Annotated in this window: 15 protein-coding genes; 8 read left to right on the plus strand and 7 right to left on the minus strand. The window is 47.5% G+C overall.

What is annotated here, in order from left to right; all coding sequences use genetic code 11:
• Positions 1–2 precede the first annotated feature (2 nt).
• Genes KIS29_01365 through KIS29_01380 form a run of 4 tightly spaced genes read right to left on the minus strand, consistent with a single transcriptional unit; the run spans position 3 to position 2,194 of the window.
• Positions 3–302, minus strand: a complete 300-nt coding sequence (locus tag KIS29_01365) for a V-type ATP synthase subunit F (protein MBX8638973.1) — start codon at positions 300–302, stop codon at positions 3–5.
• A 28-nt stretch (positions 303–330) separates the two neighbouring features.
• A complete protein-coding gene (locus tag KIS29_01370; GenBank protein ID MBX8638974.1) occupies positions 331–1,392 on the minus strand; it encodes a V-type ATPase subunit in 1,062 nt (353 codons plus the stop codon).
• Position 1,393: 1 nt separating this feature from the next.
• Positions 1,394–1,954 (minus strand): hypothetical protein, encoded by a 561-nt coding sequence (locus KIS29_01375; GenBank protein MBX8638975.1) that lies wholly within the window; start codon positions 1,952–1,954, stop codon positions 1,394–1,396.
• A 9-nt stretch (positions 1,955–1,963) separates the two neighbouring features.
• Positions 1,964–2,194 (minus strand): ATPase, encoded by a 231-nt coding sequence (locus KIS29_01380; GenBank protein MBX8638976.1) that lies wholly within the window; start codon positions 2,192–2,194, stop codon positions 1,964–1,966.
• A gap of 137 nt (positions 2,195–2,331) precedes the next feature.
• Between KIS29_01380 and KIS29_01385 the strand changes: the two genes are divergently transcribed.
• On the plus strand, positions 2,332–2,859 hold the full coding sequence (locus tag KIS29_01385) for a GNAT family N-acetyltransferase (GenBank protein MBX8638977.1): 528 nt from the start codon (positions 2,332–2,334) through the stop codon (positions 2,857–2,859).
• A 36-nt stretch (positions 2,860–2,895) separates the two neighbouring features.
• On the opposite strand, the gene KIS29_01390 is transcribed toward KIS29_01385, so the two are convergent.
• The gene (locus KIS29_01390) at positions 2,896–4,377 is read right to left on the minus strand and encodes a DNA-directed DNA polymerase II small subunit (GenBank protein ID MBX8638978.1); all 1,482 of its coding nucleotides are present in this window, start codon (positions 4,375–4,377) and stop codon (positions 2,896–2,898) included.
• 182 nt (positions 4,378–4,559) lie between these two features.
• On the opposite strand from KIS29_01390, the gene serB reads away from it, so the two are divergent.
• A complete protein-coding gene (gene serB / locus KIS29_01395) occupies positions 4,560–5,714 on the plus strand; it encodes a phosphoserine phosphatase SerB (protein MBX8638979.1) in 1,155 nt (384 codons plus the stop codon).
• A 2-nt stretch (positions 5,715–5,716) separates the two neighbouring features.
• Here serB and KIS29_01400 read toward each other — a convergent pair whose 3' ends face one another.
• The gene (locus KIS29_01400) at positions 5,717–6,238 is read right to left on the minus strand and encodes a rhodanese-like domain-containing protein (GenBank protein MBX8638980.1); all 522 of its coding nucleotides are present in this window, start codon (positions 6,236–6,238) and stop codon (positions 5,717–5,719) included.
• Positions 6,239–6,487: 249 nt separating this feature from the next.
• Here KIS29_01400 and KIS29_01405 point away from each other — a divergent pair, with 249 nt between their 5' ends.
• Positions 6,488–6,949, plus strand: coding sequence for a DUF2203 family protein (locus KIS29_01405; GenBank protein MBX8638981.1), 462 nt, complete (start codon positions 6,488–6,490; stop codon positions 6,947–6,949).
• Between the two features lie 627 nt (positions 6,950–7,576).
• Here KIS29_01405 and KIS29_01410 read toward each other — a convergent pair.
• A complete protein-coding gene (locus tag KIS29_01410; GenBank protein MBX8638982.1) occupies positions 7,577–7,960 on the minus strand; it encodes a helix-turn-helix transcriptional regulator in 384 nt (127 codons plus the stop codon).
• A gap of 74 nt (positions 7,961–8,034) precedes the next feature.
• On the opposite strand from KIS29_01410, the gene KIS29_01415 reads away from it, so the two are divergent.
• The 5 genes from KIS29_01415 (at position 8,035) to KIS29_01435 (ending at position 15,298) form a co-directional block, all read left to right on the plus strand.
• Positions 8,035–8,238, plus strand: coding sequence for a CDGSH iron-sulfur domain-containing protein (locus tag KIS29_01415; GenBank protein ID MBX8638983.1), 204 nt, complete (start codon positions 8,035–8,037; stop codon positions 8,236–8,238).
• 1,354 nt (positions 8,239–9,592) lie between these two features.
• The gene (locus KIS29_01420) at positions 9,593–10,741 is read left to right on the plus strand and encodes an MFS transporter (GenBank protein ID MBX8638984.1); all 1,149 of its coding nucleotides are present in this window, start codon (positions 9,593–9,595) and stop codon (positions 10,739–10,741) included.
• A gap of 488 nt (positions 10,742–11,229) precedes the next feature.
• Positions 11,230–12,906: an AAA family ATPase gene (locus KIS29_01425; GenBank protein MBX8638985.1), complete on the plus strand. Its 1,677-nt coding sequence runs from the start codon at positions 11,230–11,232 to the stop codon at positions 12,904–12,906.
• Positions 12,907–13,190: 284 nt separating this feature from the next.
• Positions 13,191–14,477: a hypothetical protein gene (locus KIS29_01430; protein ID MBX8638986.1), complete on the plus strand. Its 1,287-nt coding sequence runs from the start codon at positions 13,191–13,193 to the stop codon at positions 14,475–14,477.
• An 86-nt stretch (positions 14,478–14,563) separates the two neighbouring features.
• Positions 14,564–15,298 (plus strand): DUF5131 family protein, encoded by a 735-nt coding sequence (locus tag KIS29_01435; GenBank protein MBX8638987.1) that lies wholly within the window; start codon positions 14,564–14,566, stop codon positions 15,296–15,298.
• Positions 15,299–15,854: the final 556 nt, after the last annotated feature.

The following is a 15,854-nucleotide window of genomic DNA, read 5'->3' on the forward strand; positions in this document are numbered from 1 at the left end:
AATCACCTGCCAATCTCAACGCCAAGAACCCTCTTGGCAAATTTTTCTATTGACTCCTCTTCCCTTCCGCCTGGAAGTGGAATGAAAACAATAAGTGGAGAAGTGGACGTGTTCACAATGCCGATTGTCCGTGCATCCATCGACTTCCTTATATTTTCGGAAAGCATGATAAATGAATGTTTCCCCGCCGCAAGCAATTCCCTGAACTTATCAACCGCCTCAGGTCCTTCGGCAACATAGGCATCCGCTACCCCGAGCAGTCTGAATCCCAAGACAAGCTCCCTTTCGCCTACCGCAGCTATGCTGCCTGTGAAACCGCTTCCCGGCAATTCAGTAGCCTCCTGTGAGTTCCCTGATTTCAGCCTCGTTTACCCCGTATACCTTGCCCGTGACAATCGCATGCAGCACTTCCCTTTCTCTTTCTGCCTTGAGTATGAATGCGAAAACAGAACCTATTGAAATTGACTGGGATGAAAGAATCGTAGAATATTTCTGATAGAGGGAGAGTCTCATAGACGCCTCGAATCTCTTCAGATCGGCTACCTCCTTTTCCTGTATGGAAGATTTTGAAAGCCCCGTCCGTTCGGCAAACCTGCTCATGACAGAGCCTACGCTGTTCTCATCATAAACCTGTCTCAGTGTGTCTGACTGTAGTGTTCCGTACGGTATGACATCCTCTTTCATGCTTTCAAAAGATACTGCCAAGTCTTTTGCAGTAACAAGCATCATTATGTTTCGAATGTCTACCTCCTCCCTGAAATACCTGATAAGCGGTCCCTCACTCCCGAGGTAGAACCTGAGGCTAGCAAAGAGCCTCCTGTAGTAAAAACGATCGAGCGCTCTGAGCATTGGAGAGACATCTCCTCCCTTCCTGTAACTGTCTATTTCCTGTAGCAGGGTTGAGCCATAGCCGTATCTGGAAAGCGTTTCAACGATAGATTCGATATCCGGCAGGGAGAGAAGCAGATTGAAATCCTCTTTTTTCATATTGCCGGCAAAGACACCGAGAGCAACATCCCTGAAGGTTACCAGAAAAGCCTCTGTCTCCTTCAGCGAATACCCCAGGAATTTTGCCGTCAGTACAGATTTAATATTCTGTATGTCCCACTTTGAAAGATATGCTCTGAGTATGTCAGTTGCGTTGGGAGGAGGGGCAAACTGTGCAATCCTGTTCCTTATCGCAAGACGTCGGTTTATCGCCATTTCGAGCAGCTCCGGATTCCTGTAGCCGGAGTAAAGCTGGTCTATGTCCTCCTTGTATGACCTTGACGATAACGACCTTGTTATACCTTCGATATCCATGTCGTACAGTGATTTGATAAAACTTTCATTCAGAAATTCCGTTTGCGAGGCTTTGATTCTCCCGTAGCTCCCTGAATATGTCGAGTCCATGTCAATTTGCACCGATTCTTTCATAAAGTACCAGAGACAGTCTTTCCCTGAGATCTTTTATCAGCGTTGTCACGGTCAGATCCATTTCCATGCTTCCATCCGCAGACTCTGCAATTATTCCGCCGTAAGGATCTATATCTTTCTCTATTGTCTTTAGACCTTTCATCAGTTTTGAATCCTTTGGGCTTATCATAATTCTACAGTCTTTGCCAAGTTTCCGTTGAGCTGCATCGACCATGGCCGCTAGTATTTTCTTGTATGATGAAGACGAACGCACATCCTTCATTGACTCAAACGCAGTCGTAAGGTATTCCTCAATCAGCGTCGATCTCTTCTCCCATATGAGTTTCCTGGCCTCTATTTCCGCGTTGGAAAGCTCCCTGTTTTCAAGCGCTCGTGAATCTTCGTCTTCCTTCTTTTTAGCGCTTTGCTCTATTTCCTTTATTTTCCTTTCAGTTTCTTTCTCGATGGCTTCTTTCTGGGACTGATACTTTGCAATGATGGAAGCTGCTTCGTCAGACTTGCGCCGCTCAATCGACTGCAGTATGTTGTCTAGTGGCATGGTACCACTTCACAGAATATGCAGCAGCAGGATCAAACCAAGTACAAATCCCAGTATCCAAAGAGTTTCAGGTATCACAAAGAAAAACAGAACCTGCCCAAACTTCTCCGGCTTTTCAGCAATAATTCCCATGCCGGCGGCACCGATGCCCTGTTGTGCCATGCCAGTACCGATCAGCCCTCCGGCAATGGAAATTGAAGCTGCGATTGCAAGCAAAGCGTCCTGGGTGGTTAGAACCATCTATTATTCACCATTTGCCAATTTGCGCGTCTTATAAAAAACTTGCCTATGTCGTCGTTCCATTGCCAATCGTATGCAATGCGCTGGAATTCGGTTGGATGCAAAAATTTTGAAGCAGGCACTCCATTAGTCCTGTCATGAATGAAAGAAGACAGTATGCCCCTAAAAGGGCTGTCTCCGGCATCAGGATAAGACATTATCGTATTGAAGATCGACCTTTTGTCGTCCACTGTCTTGTAGAATCGCAGCAATACATTTCCTCAATTGACAATTTTTCCCTGTGCATTCTCAGGAAACGGTACGGCGAGAACATGATGGAGATGCTGATATCAGGCCTGCGGGAAGGCGGCTGCATCCTTATTGCCGAAATTCAAGGAAAAAATGTGGGAATGATATCAGCATCTGTGCATAATCCGTCAGCATTGGAAGTTATTGAAATGGCCAGCATAAAGCGGGGAGTCATAACTGAGCTATTTGTTGAAGCGGATTACAGGGGAAAAGGAGTGGCAATCCGGCTTATCGAGGAGGCGGAACGTTGGCTTAAATCGAATTATTGCCAACTGTCATTTCTCAACGTTCTGTCGGGAAACGGCAGGGCCCACAGCCTGTATTCCCATCTCGGATACAAGGAATATGAGCTGATTATGATGAAGAGACTGAGTTAAAAACGTTAAAAACCAACATATAAAGATCGCAGGGTTTTAACCTGAAGAGCGGATTTCCTGCCCGCTTTCCATCCTTCTTTCAGCTCTGTGGAAATCGCTGAAATTGACAACACCCATGTTAAGGCTTGAAAGTTCAATCACAGGCATTTTTGCAGGTATTGGCGTTATGTTTTTCATCTTCTGGTATGATGTCTGTGACTGCCAGGTGCTTCCGCTTATAAGCTTGACCCCCCTGTAATCCGAGAGACCATAGGAGTGTATGTGCCCTGTCACGAAAATGTCTGGCACCTCGTCAATCACAAGGTAGTCCTTGTGCTCAGGTGCAAGCGGCGTCTTTTCGCCATATACGGGTGCCAGGTGCCTCCTTTTTAAAAGCTCAACCATGGTTTCGATCGGTTTTTCCCATGTGAGGCCGGGAATGCTGCTTATTATGTCATCGAAACTCCGTCCGTGATAGGAAAGGACTTTCCTTCCTTCGATATCTATGGTCGATGGATTTCCTACAAAGGTAACATCATTTCCGAAAAGTTTTCTGATATCGGAATGAAACGTCGGCTGAGGTTCAGCCGGTCTTACGGCGTCATGATTGCCAGGCATGAGTATTATCCTAATCCAGTCAGGCAACTCCATAAAGTATTCTGAAACACGCTGATATTGTTCGTAGACATCGCTTATTTCAAGATCATCTTCCTGGTCGGGATATACACCAATCCCATCGGCCAGATCGCCTGAAACAATCAGATAGTTTATTTCTCTCGCCTCTGGAGAATGCTTCAGCCACTTCAGCAGATCTGTCCACTCTGTGCGTAAAAATGTCTTACTGCCCACATGCGTATCTGAAAGCACCGCTACCCTGGATGTCGTGTCTAAATCATCTCTTTCCCTGTTGAATGGAACGTCCGGTCGTATCACCGCAGTTGCAATGATCATTTTTCTGTCTCTGCTCAACCTGCCGTGTATGCCGATAACCTCATCCTTAAGGACTGTGTCGAAACCCTTCTCTTTCATCAGTAGGACTGTGCATCTCTCTTCTTCGTCTTCAATTTCAAGAAGTCTGTGTCCGTTCCTTGTCGTTTTTACGGAGTTTACAATTCCTATGGTCCTCGCGTCCCTGTTTACATGCAGAATTCTGGAGATTGGAATTGCTCCTGCCATATCTGTTCGCCTAAGGAGAAGCTTTCTCAGCGACCGAAAACGATCCGTAAAATATTTGCCAAAATCCTTTACATTGCCGGTCGTTGTGCTGTTTCCGGTAATGTCCCTTAGCACATTGGGAGACGGCTGCTTCGAGTTTATCCTTCCGACTGTTTCCGGCGACTTCTTCTGCTGCACAGCTGGATGACTATCCAGGAGCATTTCTGCTGTGATGACAAGAGGAGGCGTCTCACTGGCGTCAAGAAGTCTGCCGAGTTTAAGAACGCCGTCGTTCCGCATACTGAGTCTGCTCAGCGCCTCGGGATCCAGCAAAACTCCCTTATCCGCAGCAAGTTTTAGCAACTGCTCTCGTAAAGAATTCATCCCGACCTTAATAGCATGTGACCTACTAAAAATAGTTACAGTACTGCATCAAGCAACAATGACTAACTGTGCATATTGGTAGATGAGTGCGAAAATAAGACCATTTTGCACGATTCTGATGTTGCATAATTCAATGCGCTGTAATAATTAAAATAAACATGTTTGATGGTTCGGTGACGCAAATGAACTATGTTGCAATAACTATCCTCGGTAAAGACAGCGAGGGTATACTTTCCAGAGTTGTCGGCAGTATAGCCGAATCGGGTGCAAAGATACTTGATATACAACAGAGTGTTATTCATGGAATACTGAGTCTTTTCATACTCGTTGACAGGAACAGCAGCGAATACGCGACGATTCTGCCTGAAAAGCTCTCGGAAGCAATTTCCGGTCTCAGCCTTTCCCTTCATATCGAAGAGGTCCAGGATTATACGAGAGATAGGGCTGGAGAGCGTTACGTGGTGACAATCGTCGGTGAAGATTCCACTGAAATGATATGTTCATTTTCAAGAGCAACTGCACACCTCGGGCTGAATAATATACGCATCAACATGCTGAGCAGGGGTGACATCTCAGCCATGCAGTTTATTGTAGACATGAACAAAGTCGACCCGGGAAGTGCCATGAAACATATTCAGGATGCACTTTCAGGACGAAAGGCGGATATAATTTTTGAGCCGGAATCCACTTTTCGTATGGGAAAGAAGCTCATCGTCTTTGACATGGACTCAACGCTTGTGAGTAATGAGACAATTGATGAAATAGCTGCTCAGGCCGGACTCAAGGAAAAGATTGCAGCAATAACCGAAAAGGCCATGAGGGGTGAAATAGACTATTCCCAGGCTATAAAAGAAAGAGTGCGCCTCCTCAGCGGAATGCCTCTTTCAACATTGACAGAGCTGAGTAAATCCCTTGTACTGAACCCTGGTGCGCGTGAACTCATTTCATCGCTGCGTTCAATGAAGTACAGGATAGCGCTTGTGAGTGGAGGATTTACAGTATTCACAGAGAAAATGAAAGAGGAGCTTGGTCTTGATTATGCATTTGGCAACAGACTCGAAGTTCGCAACGGTGTTCTGACAGGAAATCTCGAAGAACCCATTCTCGATGCCAATGGCAAGCAGAGGGTGATTGAAGAAATAATGATGAATGAAGGCATCTCTTCAAGAGAAGTCGTTGTGATAGGGGATGGGGCAAACGACACTGTTATGGTAAAGAACGCAGGACTGGGGATAGCCTTCCGTGGCAAGGAAGTGCTTCGTAAAGTGGCTGATGGTACCATTTCTGATAGCGATCTGACGACCGTTCTATTTTGCCTCGGACACTACTCAGATTGAACTTATCCGGTCTCCTTTCCTGCTCCGCCTATGCCACTCACAGGCAGATTGGCCTCTTGCCACTTTTTAAATCCTGACTCCAGGTTGTAGAGATCTCTTCCTTCAACCTTCCTCAGAGCCATTCTAGATCTGTGGCCGGTAGCGCAGATGAACACGGTGGGCTGGTTGAATTTCTCTCCCTTTTTTAGTGAAAGAAGCGGGCGGTTAATGGCGCCAGGAATGTGTGATTTGGCATATTCCCGTTTTGTTCTGACATCCATGATGCTGATGTTCTTTTTCTCTTCAATAAGCGAGTAAAGTCTCGCTGGAGTGATATCGATGTATTTTCCTCTGTCTGCGTATGGCCATCCAAAATACCTGAAAGACAGAAGCGATACCATGAGGCCTATTATTAGTGCAACAAGAAATATTGCTGAAGGTAGTGAAAAGGCATAGGCCGAATAAACCGCAACCATGAACATTGCGGAAAGGGCCAGTATCGTCAAAATTAGAGGAAGAGTTCGCATTTCAGGTATTTTTGTCATTCTGTCGGCGATATTTGTAATTTGTGAGTTTCAGTGCCGTATTGAATAAATCAGGTTTTGAACTTTTCCGATTCTGAGCCAGCTGATTCCTTCGATATGAAATTTTCGCGCTGAAAATTTGCCGGCATACATTATTTAACACAGCACAATGTCAGGGATTAATTCCTATGCAATTCTCGTAATTTGCAGTCTTTTCAAACTAATCCATATATAGTTACAGAAAAATTATATACTGACGACAGGGGCCGGATGGAAAAGAAAATGAAAGATGAAAGTGAGGGATTCAGCGGCAGTGAGGGGCGCCCCTCCAAATTTTTCACGGTCGATGAAGCGAACGATCTCATTCCTGTACTCGAGGGCCGTCTCAAAGAATGTGACAGGATATTGCTGGATATAAGAGCAGTTGCCGAACTCACCGAGGATCTTGAGTGGTACTGGGGTGAATCAATCAGGGATGATGCCAATCCCGACAGACAGGAATATCTGAAACTCGAAAAGGAGAAGAGTTCCAGGATTGACAGATGGAATGAGGCTATCAGGGAGATTGGTAAACTGGGTGTGGAGATTAAAAATCCGGACATGGGTCTCATAGATTTCTACAGTGTGAGAGACAATCAAGTCGTTTTTCTATGCTGGCAGAGGGGGGAACCTGAAGTCAGGTACTGGCACACGCTCGAGGGTGGTTACAATGGAAGACGACCCCTTGAATGATCGCCTGGCTTATTTTGAAGCTTCCACATTTTTGTGCCGAATACAGATTGATGTATAGGGCGATGCTATTCCTTCAAGCAAGCCTGCGCTATACATTTGTCGTAACGATTTCAATCATTCGTTCAGGGGCAATATGGACCGGCTTTATTTATTTCCCTAAGGTTCCTTGGAATGTAATGGTTCCGGATTCCTGGCGGTTTTCATTGTGGATGGTTCAGTTTCCTCCTTCACGAAAATTCCAGACGGTCCATTCCTTCTTCTTGAAGTTCGACGGCCGAAGAGCATCAACTTACAGTTTACTCATAGATATCATCTGTGCGTTTCCTATTCCGATTGCTACGCCTGTTTTCTCGAAATCGGAATACGGAATACATAGTGTGTGGGATATGTTTTTCTTTCCCCGAAACTTTGACGGTGATTTCAAATCATCCTCTCGCTCTTCACGCAAAATTCACGCAAAACAAATTGGCATCATTTGCCTTCGGGTTATGGCTTTCTGACCGATCTTGATTAACAAGTTATTTTTTAGATACAAGCAAGTTTGTGATTAAAATGGGTGCTGTTGGTTTTTGTTCTATATGTAGTATAATTTAGTTCCCTGTTGGACGTGGAGCCCGGTCTTCTCATTCATCTTGCGTCTCCGGCACTAACATTTGAGAATGCTTCAGTATCTGCAGAGTTGTTCTGATTCAACCATCTTTTCCCCCATTCCCCCATTTTTTCCAGTACCGGACCCAGATCCCTTCCCTTTTCCGTGAGGGAATATTTTACCTTAAAGGGGCGCGTGCTCAGAACTGCCCTAGTCACGACATCCTCTTTTTCCAGAGCTTTAAGGGTTGAAGAAAGCGTCTTCGGGCTAAGCCTTGAAACTTTCATAAGGCTGTTAAATCCATGCTCTCCTTCGGACAGATAACGCACGACAACCAATTTTGGCTCGCTTCCGATCTTCCTGATTGTGGCGGCTATCGGGCAAAGATCGGTATCTGGTGCTTCATATGAAGTACTGTTCATCTGGTTTCCAGTTGTAAAGTTACTTGTTTTTATACTTTACTTATTCTACCAGATATCATAATGGAAGTGATGTAATGGCAAGATTAGTAAAGCATGAAAGAAACAAACCATTCCCGGTAACCACAAAAGACGGAGAAACGCTATACATGTGCGCATGTGGCCTCTCAAAGAACAAGCCATTCTGTGACGGAAGCCACAAGGCGACTGCGGACGAAGAGCCTAACCAGCTCTACGTATATGACGGAAGCAAGCGCATAAAGATAGAAAATCTCTACTGACAGCATGATGCCGAACTTTCGCCATCAAACCTCTTAACTAATTTGAGTACTGGAGTTCTCAAGCTGCCATCTCAGCCATAAAGATTCTCGGCCACATTCAAACTCGTTTCAAGTGAAGGCCCGTATTCAAACCAACGTACTATGCCACATATGCATGCCCTCCCTGATGAAGAAAAAGGTGGTGCGCCCGGACGTACCGGTATCTGCACTCTAATTCAAACGTAAAAACGGGATGCAGAGTATCATCCGGCAGAAGGATCGAAGCGCAGAAGACAGGGTACTGTAACTCATCATCCGAATGAAGGGGCATGAGGTCCGAAGACGGTGGATGTTGTCAACTTCGACGCATTCCAGCTCCCCGTACTCGCACAGGAACTGAAGATAGCCCAAATTGGTCGAGCCGTTTGTGCCCGAGAGGAAGCAGGACCACTCTGTCGGCAAGCACATACTGATTGTCACGTTCATCATAGGTTCCCTGAAAGATTGAGAAACTGTTCAGCAAGGACTGAAATCTCACACAGTGCTGTTGAACGATTCGGCTTGTCGCCTTTTTTTCTCCTCTGCGACACTGCAAAATGCAACAGGCAGAGGTGAAAGCAAAAGATTACAGAATGCCCTTGCATCAGTTAAGGCAAGCACTTCTGCGCAGCCCGAACATGGCGTTCCACTACTGTGCGTGACACATCTAGGCAACGGGAGCGGCAATCTGCCGTTCAGGTAGGAGATCGGGCGCATACGCTGGCGGCTGTATGTACTGGACAGGACCGCTGCAGATGCGACGCTTACATTCTACGTGGGAATAGCTGCATCAGCAATCCGAACATGTTCGAAAACAGCAGGCGGCATTACGCAGATTCACCCTTCTCATATGTTCGTGAACTTCTCACAGTTTCCATCTCTTCATGCAGGCACTTTTACGGTGGAAGTGAGATTGCAGCATTCACTTTCCGGCAGAACGCAGGAATATGGAATAGAGCGCAGAGTTGTTGTTACTTGCAACAATCAGCTCGAACAGCATCTGTTGTCAAAACTGGTGGATATGCTGCGGTTGTAGCAGTAGAATATGAGAGCAAGGGTGCGGCTCGTGAGTGTAAGACAGCAGTGGGGTAAGTCATATCCCGGTGGGTGTTCAATCTCACAGGCTCCTTGGAAGATGCGCAATGTTCTTGGCGGCATGTCAAAGTATTGCACCTGGAAAGTCAGCTGACCTGCCTGGGATCACCACCTTTCGAGCTCGGGATATGCGCCTTCAAATTATCGCTTTGATAATTTACTCTGATTCCCTTGGACGTTGGTAACCTACCATATTTGCACAGCGGAAAACTACATTAATTCTGTAATCATCATCAGTTTAGTGAAGACGGATGCGCTGCTGTTGTCCCTTTCGAGATCAATGAGATCCTTCGTATTCACCTTACTCTCATTTTCTTCTCCATTTTTCCTTCTTTCGGAAGGAATTGGATACTTTCAGGTGGGCATTGTAATCCTTTTGAGTTCGATATCATCCGCCGTATTAATCTACACGCTTCCCGTGATTCGCGTCGGTATTTCGTTTAAGGTCTTCCTGTCATGGGCCATATTTTTCACGGGAACTGCGGTCATTGCTCTGACAGATAATCTCGCAGGTTATCTGGTGGCAGCTATTGTCTGTGGTATTTCACTTTCTGGAAAGGACATGTCACCGAACCAGCCCATAGAGCAATACGCAATAAGCACTTTTTCTTCGAATCAGAAGGAAAAGTACCATCAATTCTCCTCCTATAATCTTCTATCATATGCTGGGAATACCTTCGGAGCCCTGTCAGTCCTCGTTTATCCTCGCATTTCCTTCGCTTCAATCTTTTACATTTGTGCGATTTTGTCATTTGCGTCCGGGATTCCTTATTTCCTGGTTAAATTCCCGCATCAAAATATGCCTGCAAAGAACAAAATCGTTCTTGACAGGAAGGACAGGACGCTGAGAAATCAGCTTGGAACCCTCTTTGCCGTCGATGCGTTTGGGGGAGGGCTGGTTAGTACGTCACTTCTATCCCTGTGGTTTCTCGTTGTATTTTCTGCTTCCCTCACTCAGACTGGTTTTATTTTTGTAGTTGTAAACATACTCACTGCATTGTCTGTTGTAATATCAGGAAGAATGTCAGTAAAATATGGTATCATAAGGACTATGGTATTCACTCATCTGATAAGCAATTTTTTCCTCATTCTCATGTCTTTCTCGCGTATTTTGCTGCTTGGTGAATTATTCCTCTTTTTGAGGCAGGCCACAAGCCAGATGGATTTGACACCAAGGGACAGTCTCATAAACACCGTGTTTGAATCAGAAAGTAGACTGAAGACAAATTCCCAGTTCCTTGCGATAAGAAACCTGTCTTCCGTTCCATCGCCCGCCCTGGGCGGATTAATAATCGGGAGCAGTCCTGAACCGCTGCCCTCTATTGCCGGATCAATCAAGGCGGTTTATGACATTGTCCTTTATCTTCGATTCAGGCACATCATGATTTGATTGATCGTACCCTCTTATCGTTCTTCAGGCGGTAAGGAATCTGCGGCATTATCTGTGGTGCTTTTATATTATCGGATTCGTCTGGTTGAATATAATTTTTCATACATCCAACGATAAGGTATGTTGTCGGCAAATCATGGAGGAGAAGGGCATTTCATAGAGGGAACAGAAGAGAAGGAAGGGGTATGAACGAAACGAACATCTCCGTAAGGATGCAGGTGTCGGGATTGGGGATTTTTACCGTGTATCCCATTCTGACATCCTCAATGTATATGCACTGGCAGGACCGGGGGTATTTTCATGAGTTCACTCTCTGCTCATGTAGCTACCCGTTCAGAGTTTCCGAATGAAGCAAAAGATCTAAGAGAACAGGCCACCAGGCACGGAATTGGAGAAACTGAGCTCGCGGAACTCCTCGACACGTGGTTCCTCGAGCATTTTGAGCCGCCGACCAGCTTCGGCGAGCTGATACACGGGGTGTTCTGCTGATGACCTCTGCAGAAGGAACCGGCGTCACTGGCAGTCTGTTTGACAGGGGCTCCTCGGCCGGCATGTATGTGGATTCGCTCGGCATTGAAAAGGATATGCTCGCCCACATGAATTTCATCATGGGTGCACCTGGCACTGGAAAGACAACAGCGTTGGGCGCAATATGGAAACAGTTTGATGAGCACTCAGTCAGATACTATGTGACCTACAACAGGTCCATGGGAAAAGAAGCGAGGGAGCGCCTGGGCGGAGACAAAAGGACAATCGGGACGTTTCATTCAATTTGCACGAGATTGCTGGGATGGAAAGTCGGAAAGGGCAAATCGGGAATCGATGGTGATTTCCTCACGGACGCGCAGATTTCCGATTTTGCCGCTAGATATAATATCGAAAAGAAAGGCGTCACGCGCCCGTGGGAGGAAGATTCGGACATAGAGCATCATGATGAGCTCAGCCAGATTATGATGGCGTGGAGCGTGGCGAGGAATCAGGTTCCTGAGGACTCGCCGAATAACTGGAGGGGTGACGAAAACAGGGATCTGGAACTCCTCCTGCATCACTACAGGCAGTACAAGCACGAACTCGGCGACAAAAAGGACTATGATGATGTCCTGGAGGAGACTGTCAGGCTGGAGGAACAGTATGGTGTCGACGGCCCGTTGCCGCGTTGCGATTTGCTGCTCATAGACGAGGCGCAAGACCTTACCCCCCTTATGTGGAAACTCTGTGACTTGTGGTCCAGGAAGGCGGAAACCGTAGTGATTGCGGGGGACGATGACCAGAGCATATACTCTTTTCGAGGTGTGGACGTGCATGACTACCTCGGAAGAATTACAGCTCTCAACTCAGGCCGGCTTTTCATCCTGAAAAGGAGCTACAGGCTATCGAGTGAGATACTGATCCATGCCGGAAAGACAATCGACGGCGTCTCGAACAGGATCAGCAAGGACATAGAACCGGCTGTTGCCGGCGGCATCGTCGAGTATGCGCGCTCGCTCGATAATGTGGTGAAGTCAAAAGGGAAGAGGATGGTGCTGTGCTCCTCCGGATGGCTGATGCAGGAAATATCATCCATCGTGGATGCACGGTATCCCGACGTGATACTGCTGGCCTCGAATCCGAAGCACCAGGGAAGGCTGCTCTGGTCGCAGAAAATGATAGAACTCGTGCGTATAATATCCAGGTTTCCCAACCTGAGCAGAGAGGAGTTCAGATTCCTTGCATCATGTCTTCCTGCGTCCGGGTTGCTGAAGAGGGGCGTCAAGACCAGGGTCAGGGAGAACAGATTCTTCTCAGCAGATGCTGCGGTGCAGCAGAGGCTTGATTCGGGAAGTGCTGATGAGGCCGAGATACTGAGCGCATTTGAGGGCACCCCTACGAAGGAGCAGCTGGTGAGGGAACTGGACTACAGGGGAAAGAAGAAGGAAGTAATGCTCAGGTGGATAGGCAGGGAGATCACCGATGATTGTTTTGTTTACATCGGGACCTACCATGCTGCCAAAGGGCTGGAGGCTGACACTGTGGGCCTTGTGCTCGATATTGGCAGGAAATGGATGGAGCAGCAGACCTCCAATCCCGACGGCGTCCGCAGGCTGCTGTATGTTGCCAGGAGCAGGGCGAAAAGCTATCACGTCGAAATTTCACTCGGCATTGGTGAGGGGGTGTGGTCATTTTGAGTGTTCCAAATGTTCCAGAAATCAGGAGATGTTCCATTGAACAGAAGTGTGCATTTCCATCGTAAATGTTCCAATGTTCCAAATGTTCCAATGTTTTTAGCGAAGCGTAACGAGAAATTATTTTTGAAAGTTGGAACACTTGGAACTTTTGGAACAAGACGCCGTTTTTTGCCCGTTTCCCTATATAGGGGGGTACTGAAGTATGTGTTCCAACTCGCTTGCAATTTTTGGAGCACTTGGAACACAATAATACCCCCCATGTATGGGCAAAAAGGAGGGATAGTGTGATAAAAAAAGACAAGCCCGAAGAGCATAACTTTCAGTATTACGATAAATCAACTGAGACGCTCATACGGCTTACTGAAAGAAAGTTCACGACCAGAACCTATGGCGTGGAGGATCCCAGGGATGTGGTGCTCTACACCGGCAAAGCATTCGTCCTTTTCGGGGACAGACAGAGCATTCTCCAGGAAACCGAAGAGACTGAAGAGGGCTTTCCATTCCATCTTGTGATCAAGCCATCCGACAATTTGTATGGGTTCCTGCCTGATTTAAGGCGTTACACAAGAAAGGGTATCATGGCCGGTTCTCCTGTTGACCCCATGGACATTCAGAGCGATTTCGGGAGAACGCTGTTCCAGGACATCGAAAATCATCTGGGCAGGGTGGAAACTTCAGCCCTCTGTGGAAGATTCCTGCAGGCGTTGCATGAACACTCAGATGGCACTGATACGGTCATGATAGAATGGTTGCTGGAAAATACACAGATTGTGGTGAACTACGGCGCGCCAACGGGCATGGACATCACAATTGAAGGCAGGACATTCCGACTGAAGGACGATGATGTGATCACGAGCAAAAACTTCACGATATGGTTCGTGAGCGAATTCGGCAAATATCCCATCCTGAGCAAGGTAGACTGGCAGCAGCTTGTAACTTTCTGGTCACAGCGCAGCATAAGGAAGGATCCCGCATCGGACAGCATCGCCGAACCAATCGTGGATGACTTCCTCGACATGCTGCAGATGGCCACCTGCGCAGTTGATTTTGGTCCGGCAGTGGGTGATAAGATATCCGTCAAGTCATCTGTCTTCGTCGCCGATGCGCAGACCGATTCTGTCTTCGTCCCTGTCTACATGATGAATTCGCTTTTCGCCAACTACAACCTGTCCTCGCGAAAGAAGAGGCAGATGCTCGGTTCATTCCTCAAGGGCGTCGAGAAACAGAAAAAGCGTGTGGAATGCGAGAACGGCAGCAAGATGCAGCCATGGTTCTGGGTATTCAAGCTCTCGCGCATAAGGTCGGAGCGCCCTGGCATAATCCCGTCAGGCACGCTGGATGATGCGCAGAACGCTCAGGATGCAGGCGTCCAGGGCATGGTAAACGACGGCCTCAGCTTTTCGACAGACCCCACAGATATGATGACTTATGTGTTTCGATGCAAGTCTCCCGTATCATTCAAGCTCGATGGCGCCCAGTATACGATGGGGGACGATGACGCTGAAATCCTCCCGTCAAAGGTCGCCAAACATCTTGAGTCGCTAGGCTTCGGGAGGGCTGACGCAGTATGATACTAAAGTATCAGAAATTTCAACCCGTGTCCAGCTACTATTTGCGCCTAAATTCCGCGAAGGCATGGATGGGCGCAGGTGATTGAATGACAGGCAGAACAAACATTGAGTGGTGCGACTACAGCTGGAACCCTGTAACAGGGTGCAGCAAAGTATCGGAGGGATGCCGCAACTGCTACGCGGAGGCTCTATCGCACAGGTTCGGCAGGAGCTTCGAAGTTACTCTGCATCCTGAAAGACTCACAGCCACAAGGAAGTGGAAGCCAGGCAGGATATTCGTAAACAGCATGAGCGACCTCTTTCATGAAAACATCCCGTTTGAATTCATCACCGAAGTCATGCACGAAATGGACCGCAACAAGCAGCACACATACCTCATATTGACCAAACGCCCCGAGAGAATGGTGGAATATTTTGGCGAAGCCTACTACGACTGCACGCTTCCTTCACATGTCTGGTTTGGGGCAAGCATTGAGAACCGCAGATGGACAGGGAGAGCGGCAACACTCGTATGGATGAGATTATTCGCAGCACACATCTTCCTGTCATTGGAACCGCTTCTTGAGTCACTGGCTCCCTTCGACTGGCTCTGCGATAACGTACCAGACTGGATAATCGCAGGCGGGGAAAGCGGCCCCCATTTCAGGCAGGCCGATGCACAGTGGTTCAAGGAGATTCGTGACTTTTGCACCGCACATGATATTCCATTTTTCTTCAAGCAGCCGGGCGGCCTGAGACCTGGAGGCCGTGCACTCCTCGACGGGCAGGAATGGCGTCAATCGCCGCCTGCTTGGAAGGGTTTTGTTGGAGGGAGTGAATGACCCAATCTGTCGCTCCGGCTTTCGAATGTCCCTCCTGCGGCGTGGAATACAACGCGGAAACCGCACGTGCGAAGGGGTTTTACTGCGGCTGCACGCCACAGCTGATATTCATGCGGAGGCTGCGGCGGTGAGAGTACTCCACTGCCCCAAGGGATGCGAGTTGCGTGTACTCGTCGACCGTTCGTACAGTTCCATCCGGCGTACTTGTCTGGATCACCTGCGGCACGTGCATAAGGTTTCGGGCAGTGATCTCGAGACCCTGACGCGCGCTATGTTAGGTGCCGATTTCCGCGAGAGCCCTGAGTATGAGTTGCATAAGCTTCCAGTCTGGGAGGAAGGATATTGACGATGCCAAAATATGTTCTGGCCATGTCGGTTATGTACCTGTTCGATGCGTCAATGCTGCCGTTTTCCACTCGAGGGTGGCAAATCTCATTTCCAACACTCACCGCATTGTATGTTGTGTCCATCATAGAAGTATCGGCAATTCTCCACATTTTATTCTCCGGCCGAAACAAATCCCTAAAATACTCCTCCTTCCAATCAAGGTAACAGC

The sequence above is a fragment of the Candidatus Sysuiplasma jiujiangense genome (assembly GCA_019721075.1).
Taxonomy (GTDB): Archaea; Thermoplasmatota; Thermoplasmata; order Sysuiplasmatales; family Sysuiplasmataceae; genus Sysuiplasma; species Sysuiplasma jiujiangense.

Coding starts and splice junctions, on each gene's coding strand:
- KIS29_01370 (MBX8638974.1), bottom strand. CDS start 1,392: ATGGACTCGACATATTCAGGGAGCTACGGGAGAATCAAAGCCTCGCAA.
- KIS29_01375 (MBX8638975.1), bottom strand. CDS start 1,954: ATGCCACTAGACAACATACTGCAGTCGATTGAGCGGCGCAAGTCTGAC.
- KIS29_01380 (MBX8638976.1), bottom strand. CDS start 2,194: ATGGTTCTAACCACCCAGGACGCTTTGCTTGCAATCGCAGCTTCAATT.
- KIS29_01385 (MBX8638977.1), top strand. CDS start 2,332: ATGAATGAAAGAAGACAGTATGCCCCTAAAAGGGCTGTCTCCGGCATC.
- KIS29_01390 (MBX8638978.1), bottom strand. CDS start 4,377: ATGAATTCTTTACGAGAGCAGTTGCTAAAACTTGCTGCGGATAAGGGA.
- serB (MBX8638979.1), top strand. CDS start 4,560: ATGAACTATGTTGCAATAACTATCCTCGGTAAAGACAGCGAGGGTATA.
- KIS29_01400 (MBX8638980.1), bottom strand. CDS start 6,238: ATGACAAAAATACCTGAAATGCGAACTCTTCCTCTAATTTTGACGATA.
- KIS29_01405 (MBX8638981.1), top strand. CDS start 6,488: ATGGAAAAGAAAATGAAAGATGAAAGTGAGGGATTCAGCGGCAGTGAG.
- KIS29_01410 (MBX8638982.1), bottom strand. CDS start 7,960: ATGAACAGTACTTCATATGAAGCACCAGATACCGATCTTTGCCCGATA.
- KIS29_01415 (MBX8638983.1), top strand. CDS start 8,035: ATGGCAAGATTAGTAAAGCATGAAAGAAACAAACCATTCCCGGTAACC.
- KIS29_01425 (MBX8638985.1), top strand. CDS start 11,230: ATGACCTCTGCAGAAGGAACCGGCGTCACTGGCAGTCTGTTTGACAGG.
- KIS29_01435 (MBX8638987.1), top strand. CDS start 14,564: ATGACAGGCAGAACAAACATTGAGTGGTGCGACTACAGCTGGAACCCT.